This window comes from Candidatus Binatia bacterium (assembly GCA_036504975.1).
Taxonomy (GTDB): Bacteria; Desulfobacterota; Binatia; order UBA9968; family UBA9968; genus JAJPJQ01.
This window is the reverse complement of sequence record DASXUF010000036.1, coordinates 1-26360: the sequence shown is the minus strand read 5'-3', so window position 1 is coordinate 26360 and position 26360 is coordinate 1. Positions and strand designations below refer to the sequence as shown.

Here is a 26360-nt window from a genome sequence, read left to right as displayed (position 1 = left end):
TGACAGCGGAGATGCAACGCTTTCAACGCACGCGCATAGCGTCCCGCGTCGCTTTGTCGAGGCGTTTTACGTCGACCGTGGGCGCAGTCAGTATGGGTCGTCGAATATTTTCCAGTTGATTCGGTTTGGCTACTTGCTGGGCTTCGAGAACCCTGGTGAGCTCGACGAACTGGCGCTTTCCGATTTCGGTAGTTTCGCCGATTTTCTTCACCTCCTGAGTCACGGTTTCATTGGCTTGCGCCACGGCCTGCACCTGACGGGAGAGACGCTGAAACTCGGCCTGCAGCCCGCCTTCACTGACTTGGATTTTCACACTGCTCCAAATTGAAAGTCCTACCAGCGCAAACCCAACGACGCTGAGGGAACCGCCGCCGACGCCGAACGCTCGATGAAGAACCCACACATAGCAGGCGCTTCCAACGGCCAGAGTTCCAAGAATTAGTCCGACAATGAATGTCGCCGTCTGGATATCCATTCTAGTACCTCCCTGTTTGCGACCCGACGAATGTAGTTGCGCGCAAAAGTAAAACAAAGAGGCGAAATTGGCAAGAGGCGATAATTAGGCAAGAGGCGAGAGGCAACGAAAACAGGCGTTAGGCGGTAGGCTCCGCCACAAAGATTGGCGGATCAGCCTCGGGCTGAAACAGGCACGCACTTCGCGATCTCAAATGGCAAATCGGGTGTGAGGCGACCTAAAAAAGGTTTTGAGTTTTGAATGTTCACGAGAGTAAAACAGTCAGGCAAGAGGCTAATCTAAATCCAGAGCAAAACGGATGGCCTCGTCGATCTTCTGGATTTTCTCCGGTGTCAAAGCTGTGATTCGCTGCTTAACCAGGGCCTTGGGCAAAGTGGTAATATCGTCCAGGTTCACTACGCACCGGGTAGGCATTCCGTCGCTTTGATCCAGAAGCACCTCCACGGGTATGTTGCGCATCGTACGCGTTACCGGCGCGACGGTTACGGCCGCTCGGACTCGGTAGGCTGAATCCCGACTTAGGAGCACGGCTGGTCTCCGCCCGGCCGGTGGAGGCATATCCACCCACCACACCTCTCCACGCTTCATCTACCACTTTTCTTTTGGCAGTCGCTTGGCAAGCAACCGGACGGAAGTTTCCGCCCAATCCAGCTCTTCCGGTTTTTTTCGGTAGCCATCCATGTATCGGCGGTCCAGCTCTTTAGCCTCAAAGTTTTTCAAGCGCTGTTTGCAGGCCTCCCGAATAAAAGCGGCGCGACTCTCTGCAACTACGCCTGCCGTGGTGTCGATGCGCTGCAACAACTCGTCCTCGATGGGGACTTGGATGATTTTCTTCGGCTTATTTTTGGCCATAATGGATACCACAATCTATTGTGTAATGACTACCACACTTCTGTACCCAGTTCAAAAGAATAAGACAGGCAGATACAACAGGTGAAAGGATGCTTCTGCTCGGCAAGGAGCCTTAGCCTCTGTCATCCAACTGGATGTAGTTGCCGTCGGGATCGAAGAAATAGAGCGTCCGATTGCCTTTGCGGCCGACGGGTCCCAGATGAAAGTTGACTCCCCACTCTTTGGCCCGCTCCAGGAAAAGATCAAAATCCTCTTTGCTCGCCGAAAAGGCGGTATGGTTGAAGCTGTCTTCTTTCCAATCGCGCGCGAGCGGCTTCGGCCGTTTGACCAGCACGACCTCCACGCTGTCATCGGCGCACTCGAGTCGCAGCGCCTCGGGCCAATAGCCTAGGATATCGCGCCACGGCTGGTTGTCATCGCTGACCCGGTAATTCCGCAGGCCATTTTTATCCACCGGGTTTCCATGCACCTTCATCCCCAGCACATCGACGTAGAAGCGCTCCGCCCGCTCGAGATCGTTTACCGGAATCCCGATATGATAGACGCGCTTGAGATTAATCTTGCCCATCGTTTGACTCCCTTGGGTGCCTCCTTTGGATGGCTCACTGCCGCAGCAATAGTTTATTGTAAAGCGCGATGAGCTCTTGATAACGATCGCCCCATTTCTCCGGCGAAGGGATCACCACCTTGCGATCGCCGACGCCGTCCGGACCCTTCGTGGTGATATTCTTGTGACTCACCCACCGGCCGTGACCGTACATGATTTCCTGTCCCTTCTTGGACAGAAGAAAATCCGCCAGGAGAGCGGCGGCATGGGGATGCGGCGGGCGAGACGACAGGTAGACCGGAATCAACGATTTCGCCGGAACGAAAGGCTGGGGAAAACTGTAGTCCACCGGCGCGCCGCGTTTTTTCATAGCGATGGCTTCCTGGTGATGGCCGTCGATCTGCACGGGAAACTCGGCCGCGGCGACAAGCTGCGTGAGCAGAGTCGGCCCGCGCCGAACGTTGAGCTTTTGCTCGCCGATTTTTGCCGCCAGCGCCGCTCCCTTTTCCTCTCCGTAATAGTCCAAAAGCCCCGCCAGCCAGTCGTAGGATTCGGTGTCCATGGCGAGCTTTCCCGCCCATTTCGGATCGGCCAAATCCCCAAGCGACGCGGGCGCCTCCTTGCGGCTTGCGAGCTTCGTATTGAAGACGAAGACCATGGGCGTGGCGAACATGCCGTTGAAAAAGCCTTCCTTGTCGTAAAAACTGTCGCGCAGAAACCGGCGATACGGAGTCCGGTAGCGCATGATGGCATCGGCTTGCCTGAGCATATTGATCGTCATGCTCCGAGTGTTGAAGACATCGTACTGGTACGATCTCGCCCGATGCTCGGTGAGGACGCGCGACAATAACGCGCCGCCGCTTCCGGTCAAAGCGTTGACTTTGAGGAAGGGATAGTCCGCTTCGAAGGCGTTAATCAGATCCTGCGCATACAGGCGGTTCATCGCCACATACCACGTCACGGTCCCCTCTTTTTTCGCGCCATTGACAAGCCTTGCCTGGCGTTCGGCTTCCGGCAACCGATTGATCTCTTCCAACAGCGTCTCCGGCGTTTGCGCTGCGTGTAGCGCGGCCGATAAAAAAACCGGCGCTACAAAGGTCAAACTACGCAACCGGCGAAGAAGAATCGCGATCCGCATATCGGCTTTTCTTTACGACCAAATAATCCGGCTGGGCAGATGCGGGCCGGACGATGACGTGGGATTGAAGATGCGACCGAATCGGACGACCCAGCCGAAGTTAGTTGGCGCAAAAATAAGACAAAGAGGGGAAATTGGCAAGAGGCGATGAGTATACGAAAAAGCCGTGTCTCGTGATCGTGTTTCGTGTTCGTCGGAGAGAATCAGTCAGGAAATGACAGGCAAACGTCAGCGATTCCGTCAGCCCCGGATGCTGAACTGGCCGCCGAGTGATCGCGCTCCTAACGCCGCCAGCACGACGATCGCGACGATGACGGTCGCGACGACCGTCGCTCGTTCCAGCTCGGCGCCGGCGGCGTAGTCGAGCATCAAGAGAGACAGCGGGCGGGTTTGGCCGGTGGCGAGGAGGACGACGGTGCTGATGTTTCTCGCCGCGGAGATGAATTCGAGCAGACCGACGACGATGAGACACGGGAGAATGAGCGGCAACACGATGCGCCGGTAGGTCGTGAGCCACGATGCGCCGGCGACCATCGACGCCTCTTCCAGCTCGTCGCTCAACTGCATGAGAAAGCTCTTCATCACCTGCACGCAGACCGGGAACCCGCTGATCGCCATCGCCAGCACCAGCGCGCCCATCGTGCCGTAGATCGGCACGATCTTGTGGATCAAAAGAAAAGTCCACAAGAGCGCCATGCCGAGCAGGATGCCGGGTATCGACCACGGCAGCCATGAGAGAAAATCCAGCACCGCCCGCGCCTTGAACTTCGACTTCACGATCACGTAAGCCACGACAGAGCTGAAGACGACCCCGATCCCCGCGCTCCAGAATCCCAAGAGCAATGTGTTTTTCAGCGAGCGCACGAGGATCGGGTCCGACAAGACGCCTCTCCAGTTGTCCAGGGTGAACGGGTCCTTGATGTTGAAGAATCCGAAAAGCTTCATGAACGTGCCGAGCAGTAAAAAAGAAATCGGCAGGAACGTCACGCTCAGGGCGATCAACAGAACCAGCGCAAAGAGGGGATACTTCCACGGGCCGAGAGAGATCGGCCGCGTGCTGAAACTCTTGCCCGTTATCGTGGTATAAGATCTTCGCCCGAGATAGAGCCGTTGCAAGGCTACCAATCCAAGCAGCATGAGCAAAAAGAAGGTTCCCAGCGCCGTGGCCGGGGGAAATTGCGGCGGCTCGTGCGTGACGAAGCTGTGGATCTTGGTGGAAAAAACGTGCAGGCCGATGGGCACGCCCAGCACCAGCTCGATCTCAAACGCCTCCAGCGAGCGGATGAGACCCAGGATGGTCGTGACCAGGATCACCGGCATCATCACCGGCACGATGATCCGAAGCAGAGTTCTTATCGATCCCGCGCCCGCCACGCGCGAGGATTCTTCCAGCGCCGCGTCGAGGTTGCGAAACGCCGGCGTCAGAAGCATGACTTTGAGCGATATGCCCGTGGTCGCGAGGTGCACCCAGATGATGCCCCAGTAAGAGTAGATATCGAACGGGGGCGCCTGAATGAATGGCAGCTTGGCGATCAATTGATTGAGCAATCCATACTTCGGGTCGAGAAGGAGAATCCACCCCAGGGTCACGGGCAGCGCCGGCAGAAAAAACGACAGCCAGAACAAAAACTCCAGCCCTTTCTTCATGGGAATATCGGTCCGCGCCAGGAGCCAGGCGAGGAAAATTCCGATCACGGTGGCGATGATCTGGCGCGTGATCGCGAGCGAAAAGCTGTTGTAGACCGCGTCGACGATGCCCATGCTGCTGAAGGCTTGCCGCCACCCGTCCAGGCTATAGACGATCGCGCCTCCCGGCTTGCCGATCTGAAAACTGTTCAGCAGGAGCAAAAATAGCGGCGTGAGGACCAGAAACGCAATCAATGCCAGGAGCAAACTCAAGAGCAAAGTTTGCCCGTCGACGCGGGGGGAAAACGGCCTTTGCAGAGCGGCTGCGTCAGATGTTTGCACGCTCATGACTTCGCCAGTTCTCCTTTTTCATCTTTGTTGCACCGCCGGCATCTCGCACGGCACGCCTTTTTTCTTCATCTCCTCTTCGTAGTGCTTTCGGATAGACGGGTCTTCGTCTTCGTAATTGATCAGCGTGCCGCCGCGCTTCACGTCGATATAGACGCCGTCTTCGCTGTTCTTGACGGCAATTTTGAAGCCGATCGGGTGAATCCGGCTGCCGTAGCGCACCGCCAGATGGCGCGCGGACTGCGGCCCCGTATTGAAATGCTGATGGAACCAGCCGCCGGGAGGGCAGTACACGCTGCCCTCTTTCCATTTCACTTTCACGACTTCGTCGCCGTGGCCGGATTCATACGGCCGGGTGCCCAGTTCCTTCGACCAGAGCAGAACATATCCCGACGACTGCAAGCCCAGCAAGATCGCGCCCGGACCGTGGTAGTGCGCCTTGTGATAACGCCCCGCGGGCCATTGCGCGAGGTGGCCGATCAAGCCGTTTCCCGACAGCTCGAACTGCGTGATGCGTACGCCCGCACCTTTGACGTCGCGCTGGTCGAGCGCCGCCGACTGGATGTCCATGATGAAGTTCGTCTCCCAGATGTGCTGCATGCCGGCTTCGTAGCGTTTGGTGCCGACGTTGAAAAATCCCTCGGCGCCCGAGTAGCGGTCGGAAAAATTGTACGGGCAGTTGAAGATGAACTCCTCGTTGTGGATCACGTCGAGCATCAGCGGCGCGTTGGTCACGGCCAAAAATTTGACCGGCTCGCGCCCGCCGTTCACCATCCGGTGCGAGGCGTTCATCGGCGGCGCGAACAGGCTCCACGGCCCCCATTCGAACGTCTGCTTGCGGCCGCCGTCCTGCCACACCTCCGTGGCGCCGTTGCCGCTGAGGATACAGATGACCTTCTCGTAAAAATGTTTCTCCGTCTCCAGCGCGCCCCCGGGCGGGATCTCTGCCACATACATGCCGGTCACGCCCTCCATGCCGTACAGATTGATGAACGCCGTGTTGCCGCCGAGCTTTTTCCACGGCGCCATTTTGATCTCGCGCACGTCCTCCACGCCGTAGCCGTCGATGATCGGCACGCCCTGGCGGTTCATCCATTGAAAGTAGGCGGTCTTCTGAAACGCCGCCATCAAATCTCTCACCCGATCGTTTCCGGCCATATAACCTCACTTCCTTATTGAGTGTTCCTAACGCGTCTTTACATACTCCGTTCGCCCTGAGCTTGTCGAAGGGGGCACCGTTCATGGTTCGACAGGCTCACCACGAACGGACGCTTAACGCAATCGCAAAGTACTTTACTGTAGAATCGTATTCGCGAATTTTTGCGACGGCATCCTGATGCCGACGCATTTATCTTCCAGGTGGTTTCTGAGCTTGTCGTATTCCTTCACCGTCATGACGTCCTTTGCCGGCTCGACGCCCTCTTTCGCCATCCATTTGGTTTCCACGTCGAGGCGCCTCGTGCCGTGCAGCATCACCTTGCTGTAGAACTCCTGGCCCTCTTTGCCGAGCAGCCAGTTGACGAAAACCTTGGTCGCGTTCGGATGCGGCGGGTTTTTGACCACGCCGAGGGTACCGTACGCGTTGCTCGCGGGCAAGCCCTCGCGCGGGTGCGGCAGTTCTTTCACCGGCAGGCCTTCCCTGAGAAACGGCTCGAGCTGCGCATAGCCGATGCCGATCGAGAGCGCGAGCTTTCCTTTCGCCAGCGCGTCGGCGATCTGCCGCAAGTTCTGGCTGACGAAGAGCTGCTGTTGGACGAGCTTCTTGAGATACTCTTCGCCTTTGACGTCCCAGAGAAAAGACCAGAGCGAGAGTCCCGAGCCGGCGACGCGCGGATCGCTGAAGCCGATTTTTCCCTTCCATTTCGGATCGAGCAGATCGTCGAACGAGCGGACCTCTTCGGGCTTCACTAGAGTCGTGTTGTGCCACAGTCCTTCGGTGCCTTTAACGGCGACAAAGGAGTAAAAGAAACGGTTGGTGCTGAGGTTGTCCATCCAGATGTGGCCGCCCCACCAGTTCTTCGGATCTTTAACCTCCGGCAGTAACATGTACGGCTCGATCGGATCGAAAGCGCCCGAATTGATCAGCGGTACGCCGGTGCACGAGCCGAAGATCAGCGCGTCGAAATAGCGCACGCCGGCCTTATGCTCGGAGACGATCCGGTTCGCGATTTGCGGCCCGGTCGCCGAGAGCGTCTCGACTTCGAGGCCGAAGCGCGACTTGAGCAGCGGCTCGATTTGTTTTCTCAGCTCGGCGCTGGGCGGAATGCCCAGGACGAGTTTTCCCTCTTTTCGCGCCTCGGCGAGGGTCTTTTCGAAATCAGGTGTTGCCGCATGAACCGACTGGACCAGAAGCGGCAATGCTACTACGACGAGCCATGCGCAAAAGGATGAGGGATGAAGGATGAAGGATGAAAAAAAACAATCCCGAGGGTCTCGTACTCCTAATCTCGTATTCATCCTTCATCCTTCCGCTTTCATCCTTGCTACTCCGCCACCGGCCTCTGGTGCTTAAGAAAAATTTCCCGCTTCTCTTTCGCCGATTCTAAAATCGCCAGACAAACTTCCAGCGTCGCTTCGCCCCATCGTCCGTCGTGGAAGACCGGCCTGTTGTTCGCGATCGCCTGATAGAGTTCGTCCACTTCCGCCTCGCGGCCTCTCTTTCCCGGCGGCAGAGCGACTTCTCTTTTTCCTCCTTCGCCGTAAACGATCAACCCGTCGGGGGACTGTCGAATATCGCCTTTGTCGCAGGTCACCAGCGTCAAGCCGAAAAACGGCTGATGCCGCTTGCCCTGCCAGTCGTGGCTGAACTCGCCTTCCCGCCTGCCGCCGTAGCGCATCTGCTCCTTCAACGTCTCTTCTTCCTCCGCGCTCGGAATCCCTTTGAGCTTTTTTCTCACTTTCGAATTCGTCTCCGGGTCTCTTGGCTGTCCCCCTTCGCCGACCCACCAGAAAAGCTCCGCCGTGTCGAAGAAGCCGTAGCCGTTGTAGACCAACGTCGCGGGAACTCCGTCTTCGAATTCCAAATAACAGACGTAGCTTCCCTCGTGCGGCCGCGCCGGTTCCCAGATGCCGGTCGTGGCGCGAAGACTTTTTACCATGCCGCCGCCGATGAGGCGCACGACGTCCACCTGATGCGGCCCCTGATTCAAAACCACGCCGCGGCTCGTCGCCAGCTCGTGCTTCATCCGCGGCCGGTACATGAACTCGTTGTAGTTCCAGCTATGGACCATGCGGAGCTTGCCCAGCTTTCCGCTCTGGATGATCTCGCGAATTTTCCTGATCGGCGGATCGAAGCTGTGCGTGTGGCCGCACAAGAGCCTGGTGCCGTTTCTTTCCGCCGCGGCGTTCATCGCCTCGCACTCTTTGAGACTCATGGCCATCGGCTTCTCGACGATCGCGTGCTTGCCGTGCTCGGCGGCGGTGATCACGTGCTTCGCGTGCAGCTCGTTGGGCGTGGCGACGTAGACGAAATCGACGTTGGGGGACTTGCACATCTCCTCGAAGCTCGTGAACACCTCCGCGTCGTATTCCTGGCGGAACTTCCCCAGCGCGTCTTGGCGCGTGTCGGCCGCGGCGGTTATGCGAACGTAGGGAAGTTTGGAGACTGGAGGCAGGATCTGAGTGCTCGCGACTCCGAGCCCCGCCATTCCCATCCGCAGAGGTTGCGTCACGATCTGGCCCTTGCCTCGGCTTCGATATTCCGGGTGTGCTGCTTGATGTCGGTGTCGCCGGGAATCAGATCCGAAATCACCTGCAGATGGAGAAAACGGTTCTTTTCCGGATCGCGCACGACGTGCGGCGGCTCGCCGCCGTCCTGCATGTCCCGGATCGCCTTCACCATGAGCTTCCGCGCCGCTATGATCGCCTTGTCCGAGGAAATGACGTGCTCCTCGGTGCGGTCCTGGATCTTGCCCTGGCTCGAAGTGGCAAAGAGATCGTGCGCCTGAAAGCCGTAGCCCATGCCCGAAAACGTCTTCGTCTTCATCTCTTCGCGGTCCTGCATGAAGCGATTGGCCCGGTTGCGCACCAGTCGATAGTCGGGGCCCAACTCGGACCGCGCGCGCTGGATCATTCCCTTGTCGAGCGGCGCGTTGCGGCTGAATACAAAGGTGTACTTCCAGTGATGCGTGTCGTCGATCGGCACGTGCCAGTTGACCGAGTAGCCCTCGCCGCCCGTCTGGCCCGGAAAGGCGCTCAGGTTCGGCAGGATAAAATAGGAGACTCTCAGATAGACGTTGTCGCCCGGCTGTTTTCGGGTCGTATAGATACGCACGCCGAAATCGGTCAGCTCGACGTCGATCGTCGGCGCGACGTCTCTCGCTACGAGACTGTAGTGGGAGTCCTCGGTGTTGCGCACGCCGGTATAGCGGTCCGGCCTGACTTCGAAAAAGCGATGCAGGTACGAAAGATGGATCGGATCGATGTTTCCTTCGTTGGCCTGCTGGTAATTGCACTCGTGAAAAATTTTGTTGACGTAGCGCCGGTCGGGCGACACGGTGAGAAATTCGTAGTTGGGCAGCAGGGGCGGTTCTGCGCCACCCATGTACGTGAAAATCGCTCCGCCTTTGTCCTCGCAAGGATACGCCGGGTGGCGAATGGCGTCGCGGTGCTCGCCGCCGCCAGGCTCGCCCGGTTGTTCGAGGCAACGGCCGTTAATGTCGTAGAGCCAGCCGTGATAGAGACACCTCAAGCCGCCGTCCTCGACTCGGCCGTAGCTTAAATTGGTTCCTCGATGCGAGCAATGAATTCCCAAAAGACCGGGACGATTTTTATCGTCGCGGAACAATACCAAATCCTCGCCGAGAATTCTCACCGGCAGCGGCGCGCCGCCGGCAGGCAGCTCCTCGGAGAGCGCAACCGGTTGCCAGTACCGGCGCAGCAATTCTCCGGCCGGCGTGCCGCGGCCGACCCGGGTCAGCAGATCATTTTCTTCTTGCGTGATCATATCAACGCTCCGTTTTGGCTTTTATTTAGTTCTTGGAGTTAGCCTAGTTTATTCCCTTGCTTCTCGACCCCGTTCGTCCTGAGCTTGTCGAAGGACGAATATCTTTGAAAGCAGGCTGTAAGGTTCACGAGTCATGACCTCCTCGGGCTAACCGAGATACCTCATCCCAATCTCCCCGCATCATTGCCTCTTTCTTCCGTCGGCTCCAACCCTTAATCTGCCGCTCACATGCTAACGCTTCTTCTCGGGTTGGGAATTCCTCTGAGAACACCAGAGTTACCGGAAGTCTGGTCGCAGTATGTCCTTCAATCTCACCAGCCTGATGTTTTGCAAGTCGCTGCTCAAGATTGTCTGTATGTCCGGTGTAGTACGACTGGTCAGCGCAGCGCAAAATGTGCACCCAAAAACTCATCTCGTCCGTTGATCGTTTCTTCCGTTCACCCGCGCCCTTCGACAGTCTCAGGGCGAACGGAATGTAATAGCTTTCTAAAGTCACAAATCTGAAAAACTTATCGAATCTCTCGTCACTTGAGAATTTTGTTAGCCAGCGCGATCGCCGGATTCCTCAGCTTCTGCACCGACGATTCCAGATGCGTCTCGAGGCGATAGTAGTCGTCCACCGTCATGACGTCCTTGCAGCCGTCGATGCCGTATTCCTTCAGCCACTGCGTATCCACGTCGAGCCGGCGCGTTCCTTGAATCATCGCCCTGTTGTAGAGCTCCTGCCCTTCCTTGCTGAGGAGCCAGGTGACGAAAATCTTCGCCGCGTTCGGATGCGGCGGATTTTTCACCACGGTCAGAACGCCGCTGCCGTTGTTTGCCTGGCCTCCCTCTTTGATCTGCGGGATCGGACCGACCGGCAGGCCGGATTTCAGGAACGGCTCGTACGTGTAGTGACTGAGTCCGACGGTAAAGGCAAGTTTTCCCTTGGCCAGGCCGTCCGCGAGCTGGCGCTGGTTTTGAGTGATGAGGAGATCCTGCGCGACGAGCTTCTTTAAGAATTCTTCGCCTTTCACTTTCCACAAAAAGGTCCAACTGTTTTGTCCCGAGCCGGGATTGCGCGGGTCGAGATAACCGATCCGGCCTTTCCACTTCGGGTTCAAGAGATCGTCGTAGGAGCGGATCTCGTCCGGTTTGACCAGGCTGTTGTTATACCAAAACGTCTCGCTTGTGTAGCACTGGAAAGCATAGATGTGCTTTTTCGTGCTGACGTTGTCCTCCCAGATGTGACCGCCCCACCAGTGCTTCGGCTCCTTGACCTCCGGCAGAATCATGTACGGCAGCACTTCGTCCGCCGCGCCGGCCGGGATCATCGTCAGCGGCGTCGCGCCGCCGGCTACGAGAATATCGAAGTAGCGGATGCCGGCGTTAAATTCGTTGATGACCCGCGTCGCGTTCTCCGGGCCGCGAGCGGGAAAAAGCTCCAGGGAAATTTTGAACTTCTCTGGAAACTTGGACTCCAGGGCTTTTCGCAACTCCGCGCTCGCGGGAATGCCGGCGACGAGAGTGCCTTCTTTGCGCGCGGCGGCGAGCGTCTTCTCCCATTCGCCCTGCGCGTCGGCGGCGCCTGCGTACGCGAAAGTCATCAGGGCAAATACCAAGCAAGATAATGTCATGGCAAAATTTTTCTTCCCAAGGACGCAGCCGTCTGTTCGGAGAGCGCGCCCATCCGACTAGAAAGCCGCAGATTAACCACGGACCCATTGCGCGCGCTCGGAGAGCAGATGGTTGCGTCCATTCCCCCTCACCCTTTCGGAAACGGAATCACGCCGCCGAACTTTTTTACTACCTGCTCGCGCAGCTCGCGGCTCGTCCGGCTCGTCTTGGGAAATTTGTCGCGCCACTCGAACGGCCTGACGGCGAAGAAGATCGCCCGGCTGTTGGTGTGGTCCTTCGACTCGCGCTTGCTCGGCGGCATGCGCGGGTCGAGCGGCGTGCTCCAGCAGCCGTCGACGATGTCGATGTTGGACGCCGGATCGACGCGCGTCATCATCGCCCAGAGGACTTCCTTCATATTCGTCGGATCGATGTCCTCGTCCACGACGACGACGTAGCGGCCGTTTCGCGCCGCGGCCGAGCAGGTGAGCGCGGCGTGGCCCGCCTGCTTGGCGTGGCCCGCGTAGCGTTGCTTGATCGCGACGACGGTAAGATACGGCGTGTGGTTATACACGCCGACGATATCCTGGATGCCGGCGGCTTCCAACTGGTCCCAGAGAATTCCGGAAGTCGGATTGGCGTCGATCTTGACCGCTCCCGGCCACAGCGGCGCTTCGTCTTCGAGGATCGGATCGTTCCGATAGTAGACGGCTTTTACTTTGATCACCGGCTGCGGCTCGCCGGTACCGAGCGTGCCGCCGGAATAATATCCCGGCCATTCGCCGAACGGTCCCTCCGGCCGCGACTCCACGCTCGGCGGCGGCACCTCGCCTTCGATCGCGATCTCGGAGCTTGCCGGTATCGGCAGACCGGTCAGGGGCCCGCGCAAAACTTCCAACGGCCTGCCGATCACGCCGCCGACGTTATGAAGCTCCGACTGGCCCCAGGCTATCTTCGTGTGCGAGATCGCGAAGACGATCGGGTGCAGTCCGAACGTGGCCACGACCGGACAGCTTTTTCCCTGCTCCCAATATTTCATGCAGACGAGCCGGCCGTGCTGTCCCGGACTCATCCAGAGGCCCAATAGATTTCTGTCGTGGAGCTGCATCCGGTAGGTGCCCATGTTGACGAAGGCGCCTTCAACGTCGGCGTTTATCAGACAATCGCCGGTGCCGATGTAGCGTCCGCCGTCCTGCTCGTGGAAGCGTGGCGCGGGAAATTTGAAAAGATCGACATTGTCGCCCTCCATGACGTTTTCCATGAGCGGCGAAGTTTTAACTTCTTTGGGCGGGATCGGCCGGGCGGATTTAATCTTCCGCGCCACCTGCCGGACTATTTCCAACTTGGCCCGCTCACACGGCAGACCGAAAGCCACGGCGATTCTCTTGTAGGAAGCGTATGGGAGGCTCAGCAAGCGAAAGCCGGCGGGATATCCTTTGATCCGGTTGAAGATCAGCATCGGCGGCTGCGGCACCAGCTCGGCGGTCGATTCGACCAGCGCGCCGATCTCCCCGTTCCAGTCGGCGCCGTCAATCTCACGCCAGTCGCTGACTTTTTTGCACTCCTCTATAAAACCGCGCAGATCGTTGTAGCTCAACGTTTCCATAAGAGAGGCTCCAAATTTATTCCTGGTCAACCCTTCGACAGGCTCAGGGTGAACGGGTAAAGCAGTAAGTTGCTTTATTGCCCGTTCGTGCTGAGCTTCGTCGAAGCGCGAACGGAATGCCTATTCGTTACTCTTTCACCACCGAGACCGCTTCCGTGATTCCATTCTTCTTCAGTTCCGCGAGATACTCTACGTGGACTTCCGGAGGCTCGTCTTCGAACGGAATCATGTCATGCAATATCGGTCGATATTTATCCTGGCTATATTTGGGGCTTCGCCCGCGCATCGCGAAGTGGCGCATGGTCTCGTGGCCGGAGTTGAAATGGCCGTGATACGTGAGATCGCCGGGCGAATAGATCGAGCCGGGACGAATCGCGAAGCGCTGCCGTTCTTTGTCTTCTTCGCGCCATACCATCGCGTAACCGGTTCCTTGCGTGACGCAGACGATCGCGCCCGGTCCGTGGCGATGAAAGGTGCTGCGGCTGCCGACGGGAAATTCCTGGATGTGGCAGCCGTAGGTCGTGCCCGCGATACCGTAGCGCATGATGCGCACGCCCCTGCCTTTCATCGGATAGTCGTCGAGCGGAAACGCGTTCACGTCAGGGACCAGATTCGTTTCCCAGCTCCGGACTGTGAGCCGCTCGTTCTTACGAAAATAATCCGGATCATTGTCGAAACGGTCGCGAAACTGGAAGGGATTGCGGAAAATGAAATCCTCGTTGTGAAAGAAATTCAGCAGATGCGGCAGGTTGGTGCCGGCGAGGAAGCGCACGGGCTCCCGCGACACGTTGAAATGCTGGTACGAGACGTTCAGCGGGATGGCGAAGATCGCGCCCGCGCTCCATTCGAAACTCCGCCTGCTGTTTTCGTCGTGCCAGACCGTCGTCGCGCCGCGGCCGGTGACGATGTAAATGAGCGTTTCGAACAGGTGGCGCTGCGGCAAGGTTTGGCCGGCCGGCGGGATCTCGCAGATATACGCGTCGGTCTCCTGCTGGTCGCCCATGTTTAGATAACAACCGAGCGCGCCCATCCGCCGCCACGGCTTCACCTCCACGTCCTTCAGGTCCTCAAGGAAGTAGCCTTTGATGCTCGGAATCCCCTCGCGCTGCTGAAATTGCTCGTAAGGAGACGGACCCAGATCGATGCGGTCTCTATGCGGTAGCTTCATCCATAACCCTCCAGAGCCTCTGTATCACACTCTTTTACGATCAGAAAGTTTTTACGGGGGCCGCGACGAATAGCCTCCGGCAAAGGACAAACATTCGCCCGATGGTTGCGAGCGGGCGGGGCGGGCTAGCCAAGAGACTCCGTCAAGGTGTATCATCGGCACAAAAGCTCTCAAGCGAGGTGACGTGACATGCTGACAGCCGAAGAAAATGAGATGCTCACGTGCGTCGGCCCGGGAACGCCCGTGGGTGAACTGCTACGCCGCTACTGGCATCCCGTCGCCATCGCGAAGGAAGTGTCCGATGACAACCCGATCAAGTTCGTAAGAATTCTCGGCGAGGATTTGGTGCTGTTTCGGGACAAAAAGGCGGGAGTGGGCCTGTTGCACGATCGTTGTTCGCACCGCGGCGCGTCTCTTTCCTATGGCCGGGTCGAAGATCGCGGCCTCGCCTGTCCGTATCATGGCTGGCTCTATGACACCGAGGGCAACTGCCTGGAGACTCCGTCCGAGCCGGCCGGAAGCAATTTCGCGTGCACCATCAAGCACAAAGCTTATCTCGCACAAAAATTCGCCGGCCTCTACTGGGGCTATCTCGGGCCGCTCCCCGCGCCCGTGATCCCGAAATACGACGTGTGGGCGCGCACCGACGGCTGGCACTGGATTCGCGCGCTGCCGCGCCTCGACTGCAACTGGCTCCAGGCGATGGAAAATTCAGTCGACACGACCCATCTTCACATCCTCCACCAGGAAATCATCACCCGTGGATTCACCGTGCGCGGCACCACGCGCGGCACCATCGACGACCTGGAGAAGTACGAATTCGACGAGGTCCCCTACGGAATCATGAAGCGGCGTTTATTTACTGACGGCACGATGGAAGAACATCCGGTCATTTTTCCCAACATCTTGAGACAGGCGAATCGAACCCAGATTCGGGTGCCGATCGACGACACGCATACCTGGGTTATCTATCTCCATTTCGTTCCCGCGAGCGAGGGGCCATCGAGCTACGGCGACGAAGTTCCAGTGGACTATAAGAAGGATTTCAAGAATCCTCCGGACGCGCGGCATCCCTTTACCCGGTTCAGGATGGACGAAGTCGACGCGCAGGACTTCATGGCCTGGGAGACGCAGGGGCCGATCGCCGATCGCACGCGCGAGCGGCTGGCGACTTCCGATTATGGCGTAGTCATGTTTAGGGAAATGCTCAAGCGAGAGATCGAGAAAGTCGGGCGCAACGTCGATCCCATGAACGTCATCCGGGATCCGGATCATTCGATCATCGACACCAAGATGGAGGAATCGCTGCTCGCCGAAAAGGCGGGTTCCGTGACCTATCATCTACCTACGGCCGGTTCAGCCGGTGGCGCATGAGCTTCTCAGTCGTTTAGGAACCCTCGCAAGTCGTCGGAAAACCTAGAGCCCGCGCCGCCGGCGTCGAACCGGCGCCCTGGCGTTGAAACCTTTTACCCCCCAGACGTCTAAGTGTACGGAGCAGAGGTGGACAGAAAGGGGGGTGCGGTCATGAAGGCGCACAATCATCGAACGAGAATCGATACTACACTGGGCGAGCTCATAGCGGCGGCAAGCGAGGTGGCCTTCGAGCACAGTCAGAGCGCGGAGGAAGCCTATACATTGACCAGTCTCGTGCTGGTCGAGATGCTGAAAAAGAGATTTGCTCCGGCCGAGATAGACTTCGAAGGCTGCGATGAGCGCGCGTCCGGTAAAAGTTACCTGCAATAAAATCCGCCGCTAATTTACGCCGATCCATTTCTCTCAGAGCTTAAAAATTTTGGCGCCGTCCGCCGGACTCGAACCGGCGACCTGCCGATCATGTGTCGCTGGCGCCGTCCAAAAGGCGCGGTAACGCAGTCGAGGGTGGCTAGGTCGATGCGACGCTCGAGATCAAATCGCGGGGCGGGAACTTCCGGGCGATCAGCTTGTACTTGAGCGCGACGTCCATCATCGGCTGCAAGTCCGACTCCAGGATTTTTCTCTCGAACGCGGGCAGCGCCATAAGCTTTAGAAAGTCAGGCTTGAGTCCGGTGTATTTGGCGATCGTCGTCTTCGCCTCTTCCGGGTTGGAATTGTGCGCGTCGATCCCCCGGTTCAGGGCCGTGATGAACGCCTTCACCGCGTCGCCGTTCTTCTGAATCCAGGCCTGGCTGGCGAAATAGGACGCGATCAAAAGGCGGGGCGCGATGCCTCCCAGCGGGTAGCCGAGCACCATGGTCTTTTTATTGACCTGCGAAGGAACGGTCACGAACGGCTCGACGGCGACGAAGGCGTCGATGTGCTTCTGCACCAGGGCCGGCTCCATCTGCGGAAACGGAATCTCGACCCATTTGACCTTGGATGAGTCGCCGCCGTTGTGGTCGATCCAATGCTGGCCGGAGGCTTGAATGATATTGCTCAAGGTGTTGGTGGCGACGGTCTTGCCGGCGAGATCCTTGGCCGATTTGATCGGCGAGTCTATGGCTACCTGGAAGCCGAAAACGTCGTTCGTCGCGCGCTTGTTGATTGCGCCGTTGGCGATGAAGCGATAATCAAAACCTTCCAGGTGCCCCTGATAGACGGAGACGACGTTCGACCAGCCGATGTTGAGCGCGCCGGAGGCGAGCGCCGGCTGTATCGCCGCGCCGCCGACCATGGCGGTGATATTCAGGTCGAGGCCCGCGTCTTTGAAGAAGCCTTTCTCCTGCGCGATAAAAAAAGGGGATAGGTCGCCGATCTTCATCGTGCCGACCTGAAGCTTCGTCTGCGCCAGGGCCAGATCCCAAGGCAGCAGTATAGCTCCGGCGGCAGCCATTCCTCCCTTTGCCGCTTTGCCGATAAATTCGCGCCGCGTGAGCGCGCCCAGGTCGATGCCGACATTGATCTTCTTCATGTTGAAACCTCCAGCAAACAGACTGCTCGAATTCTAGGACGAAACATCGCCGGCTTGCAAGGCGTCCGAGTTAGCGCCTATGCTTTACGCCGGCAGTTAAACAAGGCCGAGCTCCCATACGCCGGCCTGGGTGCGTCTCTCCGGCCCGATGCGATACGGCTGTGTGACGCTCAACCGGGGGGAGGTACGCTTGACCTTACTCGTCCCACGCATCGGTCCTTCGAGACACACCCAGGCCGGCGGTTCTCGATCCCGTTTGACGTATTCGTGTTTCAGACATGGAAAATTTAAACAGCCGAAGCGCAATAGAGCAGCATCAGGTCGAGAGACTGCGTCGGATGCTCCGGCACGTTCTCGCGACGAACGGTTTCTATCGCGGTAAACTGCTACAAGACGGTGTCTCGGAAATCGATGGGCTGGAAGGCTTCAAGCGCTTGCCCTTCACGACCAAGAGCGAACTGGTCGAGGACCAGCTCGCGCATCCGCCCTTCGGCACCAACCTGACTTTTCCCCTGGAGAAATACATCCGCGTGCACCAGACTTCCGGCACCACGGGCAAGCCGATGTACTGGCTCGATACTGAAGAGTCGTGGGACTGGTGGGCGGAGTGCTGGAAGACGATCTTTCAAGCGGCCGGCGTCTGCTCGGACGACCGTATTTATTTTGCGTTCTCTTTCGGTCCCTTCATCGGCTTTTGGAGCGGTTGGGAGAGCGCGCGCAAAATCGGCGCATTGGCGATTTCCGGCGGCGGCCAAACGACGTCGCAGCGGCTCAAGGCGATCGTGGATTACGGCGCGACGGTCCTGGTCTCCACTCCGACTTACGCGCTCCACCTGGCTTCGGAAGCGAGGAAGAGCGGCATCGACCTGGCGCGCCAATCCGCCATCCGAATCAGTATTCATGCCGGGGAGCCGGGCGCCAGCGTTCCGAGTACCAAGAAGATGATCGAAGAGGCTTGGGGCGCAAGATGCTTCGATCATCCCGGCGCGACCGAGGTCGGCGCGTACGGCTTCGAATGCGAGGCGCGGCCTGGAGGAGTCCATCTCAACGAGCGGGAATTCATCGCCGAGGTTATCGATCCCGCGAGCGGCGAAGCGGTCAAAGCAGGCGAAAGGGGCGAGCTGGTCATCACCAATCTAGGCAGAATCGGCAGCCCGGTGATTCGCTACCGCACCGGCGATCTGGTCGAGCCGAGTTATGATGCGTGCCCGTGCGGGCGCCGCTTTCTGCGCCTCGAAGGTGGAGTCCTGGGACGGGTGGATGATATGATCGTAGTGCGCGGCGTGAACGTGTTTCCCAGCGCGATCGAGAACGTGATGAGAGAATTTCCCGAGATCGAGGAGTTTCGCGTCGATGCCATTCAACGCGCCGCCTTGGCCGAGCTCAAGCTGACGGTGGAGCCGCGGCCGGAATGCGCTTCCTTCAAGGGGCTTCAAGAGAAGCTGACGCAAAGGTTTCGGGAATCGATCGGCATCCGGCCGGAAGTCGAGCTCGTCTCGCCCGGGACGCTGCCGCGCTTCGAGCTTAAAGCGCGAAGATTTTTCCGCTCGTAGGCAACAGCATGCGAAAAATTTCTCAACAGGCCGCCGCGCAAAAAGAGCCGGGCAAGCGTCTGTTGCGGCTCAGGGTCAACGGCGAGACCAAAGAGGTCGCCGCCGAGACGAGCAAGACGCTGCTGGAAGTCCTGCGCGAAGACCTCGGTCTCACCGGGACGAAGCATGGGTGCGAATTGGGCGAGTGCGGCACCTGCGCGGTGCTTGTGAACGGCGAGCCGGTTCTCTCCTGTTTGTTGTTGGGGGTGGAATCGGAGGACGGCGAAATCACCACCGTCGAGGGGCTGATGCGCGATGGGCGGCCGCACCCGCTGCAACGGGCCTTTGCGGATTTGGGCGCGACGCAATGCGGTTACTGCATTCCCGGCATTTTGCTCACCGCCAAGGCGCTGCTCGACAAAAATCCCCGCCCGGGCCGCGACGAGATCCGCCAAGCGTTGTCCGGCAATCTCTGCCGGTGCACCGGCTATACAAAAATTTTGCAAGCGGTCGAGCTGGCTGCCGGGCGCGGGGAAGCGCAATGAGGAAAAAGAGTTTTTCGGTCATCGGCAAGCCGCTGCCCAAGATCGATGCGATGGCGAAGTGCGCGGGAGAGACCGTCTACGCCGATGATCTCAATCTCCCGCGCATGATCTACGCCAAGCTCTTGCGCAGCCCGCATCCGCATGCGCGGGTGCTCGCCGTCCACGCAGAAAGAGCGCTTGCGCTCGAAGGCGTCTACGCCGTGATCACGGGAAAGGATCTGCCGGAAAAGTTCGGCATCATGCCCTCGACGCAGGATGAAGAGGTGCTGGCGACCGACAAGGCGCGCTATGCGGGCGACCCCGTCGCGGCCGTAGCGGCCGCCACCGAGAGCATCGCCGAGAAGGCACTCGGCACCATCGACGTCGAATACGAAGTCCTGAAACCGATCCTCTCCATCGAAGAGGCGCTCGCCTCGACCGAAGAGAGCCAGCGGATCCATACCTGGAACCGGCGCGCCAATATCCAAAAGGCGGTCTCGCTTGAATTCGGCGACGTCGAGGGCGCTTTCGCCCGCTCGGATAATATTTTTGAGGGGACGTTTTTCTACCAGGGGAACACTCACCTGCCGATGGAGCAGTACTCGGCCGTGGGATTTTACGCTCCGGACGACAAGCTGACCGTGTGGTCTTCGACGCAGACGCCGCACTATCTCCACCGCGCGCTGGCCAAGGTTCTGGGCCTGCCCGCGAGCCGGATTCGGGTGATCGCCACTCCGGTCGGCGGCGGCTTCGGCGGCAAGAGCGACCCGTTCTCCCACGAGATCGCCGTCGCCAAGCTATCGATGATCACGCGCCGGCCGGTCAAGATCACGCTCACGCGCGAAGAATCGTTCTACGTCCACCGCGGCAGGCATCCGGTCAAGATGTGGATGAAAACCGGCGTCAAGAAAGATGGCACGCTCGAGGCGATGCAGTTCAAGACCTTTCTCGACGGCGGCGGTTACAGCAGCTACGGCCTGGCCACGGTCTACTATACGGGCGCGCTGCAAACCGTGACCTATCGGTTGCCCGCCTACAAGTTCGACGGCGTGCGCGTCTTCACCAATAAGCCGCCGTGCGGACCGAAGCGCGGCCACGGCACGCCCCAGCCTCGCTTCGCCATGGAGATTCAGCTCGATGAGATCGCCGAAAAGCTCGGCATCGATCCGATCGACTTGAGGCTCAAGCAATTGGTGGCGCCCAACACTGTGACGGTGAACGGCCTCAGAGTCGGCACGACCGGACTCCGCGAGTGCACGGAGCGCGTCGCGGAGCGGGCGGAGTGGCGGAAAAAATTCCGCCGGCTTCCTTTCGGCCACGGCGTCGGCTTTGCCGCAAGCTCGTATATCAGCGGCGCGGGGCTGCCGATTTACTGGAACGACATGCCGCATTCCGGCGTGCAGATCAAGCTCGACCGGAGCGGTGGCGTCACCGTGTTCTGCGGCTCGATCGATATCGGGCAGGGGTCGGATTCGATTCTCGCCTATGCCGTCGCGGAAGAGTTCGGCATCAATCCCGCCGACATCCGCGTCGTCACCGGCGACACCGATTTGACGCCGGTCGATCTCGGCAGCTACTCGAGCCGCGTGACCGTCATGACCGGCAACGCCGCGATTCAGGCCTGCGGCAAGTTGAAGGCGATGCTCCTCGAAGTAGCGAGCGAGGCGCTCGAGGTGCCGCCGGACGATCTGGAATTCGCCGAGGGAAAGATTCGCAGCGCGAGTCTGCCGGCGCGCGGCGTTGCCTTCGCCGACTGCGTGCAAAAAACGGAGGCAAAATTCGGCACCTTGGGCGCGACCGGCAGTTACTGGCCGCCGAAAAATCCGCGCGACTTCAAAGGCGCCGGGGTCGGCCCGACGCCGGCGTACAGTTATTCTACTTCGATCGTCGAGCTTCACTGCGACCGCGCGACGGGCGAAATCAAAATCGACAAGGTCTGGATAGCGCACGATTGCGGGCGGGCCTTCAACCCGCTCTTGGTCGAGGGGCAGACCGAAGGCAGCGTCTACATGGCGCTGGGCGAGGCGTTGATGGAAGAGCAGATCTTCCGCAAAAACGGCCTCCACAAGATCCCGTCCATTCTGGAATACAAGAGCCCGACGACGCTCGAGACGCCGGAGATCGAAACCATCCTCGTCGAGACCAACGACCCCGAAGGTCCGTTCGGCGCCAAAGAGGCGGGACAGGGTCCGCTGCTTCCGGTCGTCCCAGCGGTGGCCAACGCGGTGTACGACGCGATTGGAGTAAGAATCCATGAGGTTCCGATCACGCCGGACAAGATCTTGCGCGCGCTCGAAGGCAGGCTCAAGCCGGTTTCGATTCCCGAGTTTCAATTTCCCCCGCCGATCAAATGGCAGCCGGGTGAAGGCGTAGAGGTGGGGCAAAAGAGTTGAGATGACGGTCGAGGTTTTTCGACATCATGCCGAGTGCGGCAAGCTACAAGCTTCCTCGCCCTCCTTTGGAGGGAGAGGACTGAGGTGAGGGTGATTGCCGCGAATTTGCCCTCACCCTCTCCCGCAAGCGGGAGAGGGAAAAGATGCGCAACCAAATTTTATTTCGGATCAATGTTTAATCATGCTTAGACTTCCCGATTTCAATTACGTCAGGCCTAAATCCATCAAAGAGGCTATCCGAGTGCTTGCCGATCTGGGCCCGGACGCCATGGCGGTGGCCGGCGGGACGGATGTCTACCCCAAGATGAAGCGCGGGCAGTTTACGCCGCGCCATCTGGTGTCGCTGAGAGCGTTGCGTGAATTGAAGGGCATTCGCTTAGGCAAAGAAGGGATTTGGGTCGGCTCCGGCGAAACGCTGACCGCGGTCTCCGGCCATCCGTTGATCTCGAAGCACTTCCCCGCGCTTTCCCATGCAGCGGAGTCGGTCTCCACGCCGCAGTTGCGCAACATGGGGACGATCGGCGGCAACGTGCTGGTCGATACGCGCTGCAATTATTACGACCAGACTTTTTTTTGGCGCCAGGCGGTCGGGTTCTGCCTGAAGAAGGACGGAGACATCTGTTGGGTCGCGCCCGGCAGCGCCAAGTGTCTGGCGATCTCGTCCTCGGACACGGCGCCGGTCTTGATGAGTTTGGGCGCGGAAGCGGTTTTTCTCGGGACTGGCGGCGAGCGGCGGGTCAAGCTCGGTGAACTCTATCGCGACGACGGGATCAACTATTTAGGCAAGCGCGGCGACGAGGTGCTGCGGGGCGTTCTGATTCCGCGCGCGGCGCTCCGCTGGCGCAACGTCTATTTGAAGCTGCGCCGGCGCGGCTCGTTCGATTTTCCGATCCTGGGAGTGGCCGCGGCGCTCGACATCGCCGACGACAGTGAATGCCGGCTCGCGCGGATCGCGATGACGGCGGTCTCCTCGGCGCCGAAGCTTGTTCCGGAGGCGAGCCGTTTGCTCGAAGGCGGGAAAATGACCACGGAGTTGATCGAGGCGGCCGCGGACGCGGCGGCAAAGACGGCGCATCCGCTGGACAACGCGGATTTGGATTACTGGTATCGCAAGCGCATGGCCAAGGTCTTTACTCGACGGGCGCTGGCGCGGCTCGCCGGCCTCGAGGCCGCGGTCGCAGAGCGCTCAGAAACCGTTGAGTAGAATACCAACCGCCGAAGAAAATTTTGGAGCCACCCGCCGGACTTGAACCGGCGACCTGCTGATTACGAATCAGCTGCTCTACCAACTGAGCTAGGGTGGCTCACATGGGTTTGAAAAGGTGCGCGATCGTCGCGATGATGAACGCTCCGATATAAGCGATCACCATATCGAAGAGAAGCCACATGCCCGCGACCTGGTCGAGAAGTCCTTTGAGACCGACCAACCGGACTACGAACTGCCCGACAAAGGTGCCCAAGCCCCCGACGATGAAGTAGACGGCGATATTGCTCTTTCCCCAATGCGTTACCGTTTTCATCGCGAGGAAGCCCATGACGAATGCGATAACCAGCGCGACCAGGAGGTTGTCCAGCAAGTATTGCCAGGCTTCTAACGCGATCTCTTGCATGTTTATGCCTTCAGCAAGCGAAGCATCTCTCTTGCGGCAGCCGAGGGCTCCTCGACGCTCATGATTGCCGAAATCAGCGCGACCCCGCGCGCGCCAGTTTTCTTAACCGCGGCGATATTCTCCCGCTTGACGCCACCGATAGCATAAACGGGAAGCGAAATTTTTTCCACTACTTCCTGCAACAATTCCAAGCCTTGTGGGCTTCCATACCGAGCCTTGGAGAGCGTGAAATAAACCGGGCCAAAGAGGACGAAATCAGCTCCTGAGCGCTCCGCCGCCAGCGCCTCTTTGATCGAATGGGTGGATGCGCCGATGAGCTTCTGCCCGCCGAGAACCTCGCGGGCGGCGGCGATCGGCATGGCGTCGCTGCCCAATTGGACGCCGTCGGCGTCAACTGCAAGCACGACGTCGATGCGCTCGTTGATGAAGAGACTCGCGCGGTAGCGCGCGCACAGCGACTTCATCTTTTCCGCCAGTAAAAAAAGCTCCTTGCCGCCGAGGTCCTTCTCGCGCAATTGAATCGCCCGCACTCCGCCGTCGAGCGCCTGCTCGACGACCTTGAGCAATTCGCGCCCGCGCGTCTGTTGGCGGTCGGTGATGAGATAGAGATCGAAGTCAGGAGCGCGCTTCAAAGGAAATTCTAACCAAATATCTTCGAAATTTTCGGTTTAAATTTGGAGTACGGAATCGGAAATGACCGCTCGCGCAAAGACGCAAAGTACGCCAAGTTCGGACAAATAACGAGAGTTTTTCTTTGCGCTCTTGGCGTCTTGGCGCGATAAACTTAGTTTAAGCGATTCTGTTGAACATTAAAAACGTCAGAATCTAGCCCAGAATGCCGTCCAGCGGGCTGGAGGCGGTGGCGTACAACTTCTTCGCAATGCGACCGGCGAGGAAGGCTTTTCTCCCGGCCTCGACCGCGAGCTTCATCGCCTCCGCCATCAGAATCGGATCTTTGGCGCCGGCGATCGCCGTATTCATCAACACGCCGTCGCAGCCCATCTCCATGGCGACGGCCGCGTCCGACGCGGTGCCGACTCCGGCGTCCACGATCACCGGCACGGTGGCATGCTCCAAAATGATTCTAATGTTGTAGGGATTGCGGATGCCGAGGCCCGAGCCGATCGGCGCCGCCAGCGGCATCACCGCCGCGCAGCCCATCTCCTGGAGTTTTTTCGCCGTCACCGGGTCGTCGTGGATATACGGCAGCACGACGAAGCCTTCCTTGATTAAAACGCGCGCCGCTTCCAGCGTCGCCGGAATGTCCGGAAAGAGGGTCCGCTCGTCGCCGATCACTTCGAGCTTCACCATGTTGCCGACTCCCGCCTCGCGCGCCAGCCGGCAGGTGCGCACGGCGTCGTCGGCGGTGTAGCAGCCCGCCGTATTGGGCAGGATCGTGTATTTTTTCGGGTCGAGAAAGTCGAGCAGGTTTTCCTTGCTGGGATCGGTGATGTTGACGCGGCGCACGGCCACGGTCACGATCTCCGCGCCCGAAGCTTCGATCGCCTTTCGCGTCTCGTGAAAATCTTTGTATTTTCCCGTGCCGACGATGAGCCTCGACCGAAAAGTCTTGCCGCCCAGCTTGAATGTGTCGTTCATGTTTTTACCTCTTGAATCTATCCGCCGCCGACGAAGTGGACGATCTCGACGCTGTCGCCGTCCTTAAGGACCGTCGCGCCGTGCGCGTCGCGCGCGACAACGTCGCGGTTAAGCTCGACGACGACTCTACCGGGACGGATGCCCAACTCTTCAAGGAGATTCGTTACGCTGAGCCCTTCTTTAAATTCTTTCTTCTCGCCGTTGATCTGGACAGTCATGCAAATAAAAAAACCGTACTCGACTCGACCACGTGGGTGGCCAGGGAATACGGCTTAAGTTCGTCCCTAAAATAAATCAGGGACCGTGACTCTCACGCTTCCCTACGCCGGCACTATCCGGATCAGGTTCTGAGGGTTGTCTGCCTGAGGCAGACTCTCAGTCCGCCTCCGGCGGACACCCCTAGCATCAGCTTCACACCTAACAAACGGGTGTTGGCAAGTCAAATCAAGCCGTTCTCGGAATAGGGCTTACGGTTCTCCGGTCAATTGATACGCCGCCCAGTAAAACGGCTCGGGGAACTCTTTCATCGTCTTCAACTGCGCCTGCCGGAGCGCCTCGGATTTATTCGCGCTCTTCAACTGCGAGTAAAACTCCCGCATCAACTCGTAGCTCGCGCGATCGTTCACTTTCCACAGCGTCGTCACGATCGACGGCGTCCCGGCGTAGATGAAGGCGCGCGTGAGGCCGACCAGCTCGTCTCCGCTGCTGAGCTTTCCCAGCCCCGTCTCGCAGGCGGAAAGAACCACCATGCTCGTTTTGAGATCGAGAGAAAAAATCTCTTCGACTTTGAGCCGGCCATCTTCCTTTCCCTCCACCGCGAGCAAAAGCGCCGAGCTCATCGGGTCCTCCTCGTTGAACTCGGCGTGTACGGCGAAGTGCAGCATGTCGTACTTGGGACTGAGCGACATCGCCCGCGGCTTGCTCGCATCGGCGCGCAAAAAGACCGCGCTCTGGGGATAAACCGCGGCCACCTCCTTGGCCTCCCGCTCGGCGAACCGAAGGTTGTACGCCTCGTCGCCCAAGCTCGGATTGCCCATCACCAGGGCCCTTTCGGCCCCGGCCCGTTTCTTTGCCTGGGTAAATTGCATGAGGCTCGCGCTCGACAAGTAGTAAACCGGATAGTCCTGCACCAGATACTTTTCCTGCGGCGAGAGCAGCGCCTGAAACGGCAAGTAGTGCAGCACGTCGTGCGGCACGATCAGAAACTCCTTCCCCCGCACGTGCCGCAGCGCCGGCTGGATCAGAAGACGATAAAGGTCCCGGGAAGCGCCCCTGAATTTATCCCCCTCGCCGAGTTTCAAGACGCTCTCGCGAAACGCGGCGACCCGGCTCACCAAATCCTTCCGGGCCAAGCGGATGCTGACGAACTGAAGCCGCTCTTTTTCGACCACCCACAACAGCACCGCCTGCTGCGTCACGAAATATTCCAGCATGGTCACGCCGGGAGCCAGCAGCTCCTGCGTCTGCTTCAGCGTGAGCGGCTCGACGTTCATCAACGACGCCTGTTCCTTGTT

General features: G+C 59.0%; 26 protein-coding genes, 1 tRNA gene and 1 riboswitch. Of the genes, 6 read left to right on the top strand and 21 right to left on the bottom strand.

Annotated features, from left to right (window positions below; translation table 11 throughout):
* Positions 1–22: 22 nt before the first annotated feature.
* The 14 genes from VGL70_05185 to VGL70_05120 all read right to left on the bottom strand — a co-directional run bounded on the left by VGL70_05185 (position 23) and on the right by VGL70_05120 (position 14301).
* Positions 23–475, bottom strand: a complete 453-nt coding sequence (locus tag VGL70_05185) for a hypothetical protein (protein ID HEY3302914.1) — start codon at positions 473–475, stop codon at positions 23–25.
* 273 nt (positions 476–748) lie between these two features.
* The gene (locus tag VGL70_05180) at positions 749–1063 is read right to left on the bottom strand and encodes a type II toxin-antitoxin system PemK/MazF family toxin (GenBank protein HEY3302913.1); all 315 of its coding nucleotides are present in this window, start codon (positions 1061–1063) and stop codon (positions 749–751) included.
* Complete coding sequence (locus tag VGL70_05175) at positions 1064–1327, bottom strand: hypothetical protein (protein HEY3302912.1); 264 nt, start codon at positions 1325–1327, stop codon at positions 1064–1066.
* A gap of 112 nt (positions 1328–1439) precedes the next feature.
* Positions 1440–1895 carry a VOC family protein gene (locus VGL70_05170; GenBank protein HEY3302911.1) on the bottom strand — a complete coding sequence of 152 codons (456 nt, stop codon included), beginning with the start codon at positions 1893–1895 and terminating at the stop codon, positions 1440–1442.
* A 34-nt stretch (positions 1896–1929) separates the two neighbouring features.
* Positions 1930–3012 carry an extracellular solute-binding protein gene (locus VGL70_05165; protein HEY3302910.1) on the bottom strand — a complete coding sequence of 361 codons (1083 nt, stop codon included), beginning with the start codon at positions 3010–3012 and terminating at the stop codon, positions 1930–1932.
* 240 nt (positions 3013–3252) lie between these two features.
* Entirely contained in the window at positions 3253–4986 is a 1734-nt protein-coding gene (locus VGL70_05160) for an iron ABC transporter permease (protein HEY3302909.1), read from the bottom strand.
* Positions 4987–5007: 21 nt separating this feature from the next.
* Entirely contained in the window at positions 5008–6144 is a 1137-nt protein-coding gene (locus tag VGL70_05155; protein ID HEY3302908.1) for a hypothetical protein, read from the bottom strand.
* Positions 6145–6279: 135 nt separating this feature from the next.
* Entirely contained in the window at positions 6280–7344 is a 1065-nt protein-coding gene (locus tag VGL70_05150) for an extracellular solute-binding protein (protein HEY3302907.1), read from the bottom strand.
* 125 nt (positions 7345–7469) lie between these two features.
* Complete coding sequence (locus VGL70_05145; GenBank protein HEY3302906.1) at positions 7470–8657, bottom strand: Gfo/Idh/MocA family oxidoreductase; 1188 nt, start codon at positions 8655–8657, stop codon at positions 7470–7472.
* Positions 8654–9931: a Rieske 2Fe-2S domain-containing protein gene (locus tag VGL70_05140; GenBank protein HEY3302905.1), complete on the bottom strand. Its 1278-nt coding sequence runs from the start codon at positions 9929–9931 to the stop codon at positions 8654–8656. The genes VGL70_05145 and VGL70_05140 overlap by 4 nt, the downstream gene beginning before the upstream one ends.
* Before the next feature lie 124 nt (positions 9932–10055).
* Positions 10056–10343 carry a GIY-YIG nuclease family protein gene (locus VGL70_05135; GenBank protein ID HEY3302904.1) on the bottom strand — a complete coding sequence of 96 codons (288 nt, stop codon included), beginning with the start codon at positions 10341–10343 and terminating at the stop codon, positions 10056–10058.
* A 112-nt stretch (positions 10344–10455) separates the two neighbouring features.
* Entirely contained in the window at positions 10456–11547 is a 1092-nt protein-coding gene (locus tag VGL70_05130) for an extracellular solute-binding protein (protein HEY3302903.1), read from the bottom strand.
* A 128-nt stretch (positions 11548–11675) separates the two neighbouring features.
* Positions 11676–13133, bottom strand: a complete 1458-nt coding sequence (locus VGL70_05125) for a UbiD family decarboxylase (protein ID HEY3302902.1) — start codon at positions 13131–13133, stop codon at positions 11676–11678.
* 127 nt (positions 13134–13260) lie between these two features.
* On the bottom strand, positions 13261–14301 hold the full coding sequence (locus VGL70_05120) for a hypothetical protein (GenBank protein ID HEY3302901.1): 1041 nt from the start codon (positions 14299–14301) through the stop codon (positions 13261–13263).
* A gap of 189 nt (positions 14302–14490) precedes the next feature.
* On the opposite strand from VGL70_05120, the gene VGL70_05115 reads away from it, so the two are divergent.
* Together VGL70_05115 and VGL70_05110 are read left to right on the top strand one after the other, a co-directional pair.
* Positions 14491–15675: a Rieske 2Fe-2S domain-containing protein gene (locus tag VGL70_05115; GenBank protein ID HEY3302900.1), complete on the top strand. Its 1185-nt coding sequence runs from the start codon at positions 14491–14493 to the stop codon at positions 15673–15675.
* 150 nt (positions 15676–15825) lie between these two features.
* Positions 15826–16044: a hypothetical protein gene (locus VGL70_05110; GenBank protein ID HEY3302899.1), complete on the top strand. Its 219-nt coding sequence runs from the start codon at positions 15826–15828 to the stop codon at positions 16042–16044.
* Between the two features lie 139 nt (positions 16045–16183).
* Here VGL70_05110 and VGL70_05105 read toward each other — a convergent pair whose 3' ends face one another.
* The gene (locus VGL70_05105; protein HEY3302898.1) at positions 16184–17188 is read right to left on the bottom strand and encodes an ABC transporter substrate-binding protein; all 1005 of its coding nucleotides are present in this window, start codon (positions 17186–17188) and stop codon (positions 16184–16186) included.
* Positions 17189–17526: 338 nt separating this feature from the next.
* Between VGL70_05105 and VGL70_05100 the strand changes: the two genes are divergently transcribed.
* From VGL70_05100 to VGL70_05085, 4 genes are all read left to right on the top strand, one after another.
* Entirely contained in the window at positions 17527–18741 is a 1215-nt protein-coding gene (locus VGL70_05100) for an AMP-binding protein (GenBank protein HEY3302897.1), read from the top strand.
* Between the two features lie 8 nt (positions 18742–18749).
* Positions 18750–19265 carry a (2Fe-2S)-binding protein gene (locus VGL70_05095; GenBank protein ID HEY3302896.1) on the top strand — a complete coding sequence of 172 codons (516 nt, stop codon included), beginning with the start codon at positions 18750–18752 and terminating at the stop codon, positions 19263–19265.
* On the top strand, positions 19262–21637 hold the full coding sequence (locus VGL70_05090) for a molybdopterin cofactor-binding domain-containing protein (GenBank protein HEY3302895.1): 2376 nt from the start codon (positions 19262–19264) through the stop codon (positions 21635–21637). Before VGL70_05095 ends, VGL70_05090 begins: the two co-directional genes overlap by 4 nt.
* 181 nt (positions 21638–21818) lie before the next feature.
* Positions 21819–22841, top strand: coding sequence for an FAD binding domain-containing protein (locus tag VGL70_05085; protein HEY3302894.1), 1023 nt, complete (start codon positions 21819–21821; stop codon positions 22839–22841).
* A gap of 24 nt (positions 22842–22865) precedes the next feature.
* Here the strand turns inward: VGL70_05085 and VGL70_05080 are convergent.
* The 6 genes from VGL70_05080 to VGL70_05055 all read right to left on the bottom strand — a co-directional run.
* Positions 22866–22941 (bottom strand) — tRNA-Thr (locus tag VGL70_05080).
* Positions 22942–23247 (bottom strand): hypothetical protein, encoded by a 306-nt coding sequence (locus VGL70_05075; GenBank protein ID HEY3302893.1) that lies wholly within the window; start codon positions 23245–23247, stop codon positions 22942–22944.
* Between the two features lie 2 nt (positions 23248–23249).
* Entirely contained in the window at positions 23250–23879 is a 630-nt protein-coding gene (thiE, locus tag VGL70_05070; GenBank protein ID HEY3302892.1) for a thiamine phosphate synthase, read from the bottom strand.
* A gap of 193 nt (positions 23880–24072) precedes the next feature.
* Positions 24073–24846 carry a thiazole synthase gene (locus VGL70_05065; GenBank protein HEY3302891.1) on the bottom strand — a complete coding sequence of 258 codons (774 nt, stop codon included), beginning with the start codon at positions 24844–24846 and terminating at the stop codon, positions 24073–24075.
* A 17-nt stretch (positions 24847–24863) separates the two neighbouring features.
* A complete protein-coding gene (gene thiS, locus VGL70_05060) occupies positions 24864–25064 on the bottom strand; it encodes a sulfur carrier protein ThiS (GenBank protein ID HEY3302890.1) in 201 nt (66 codons plus the stop codon).
* Positions 25065–25146: 82 nt separating this feature from the next.
* Positions 25147–25257, bottom strand: a riboswitch (TPP riboswitch).
* Positions 25258–25313: 56 nt separating this feature from the next.
* A partial coding sequence (locus VGL70_05055; GenBank protein ID HEY3302889.1) for a CHAT domain-containing protein occupies positions 25314–26360 on the bottom strand: 1047 nt, incomplete at its 5' end.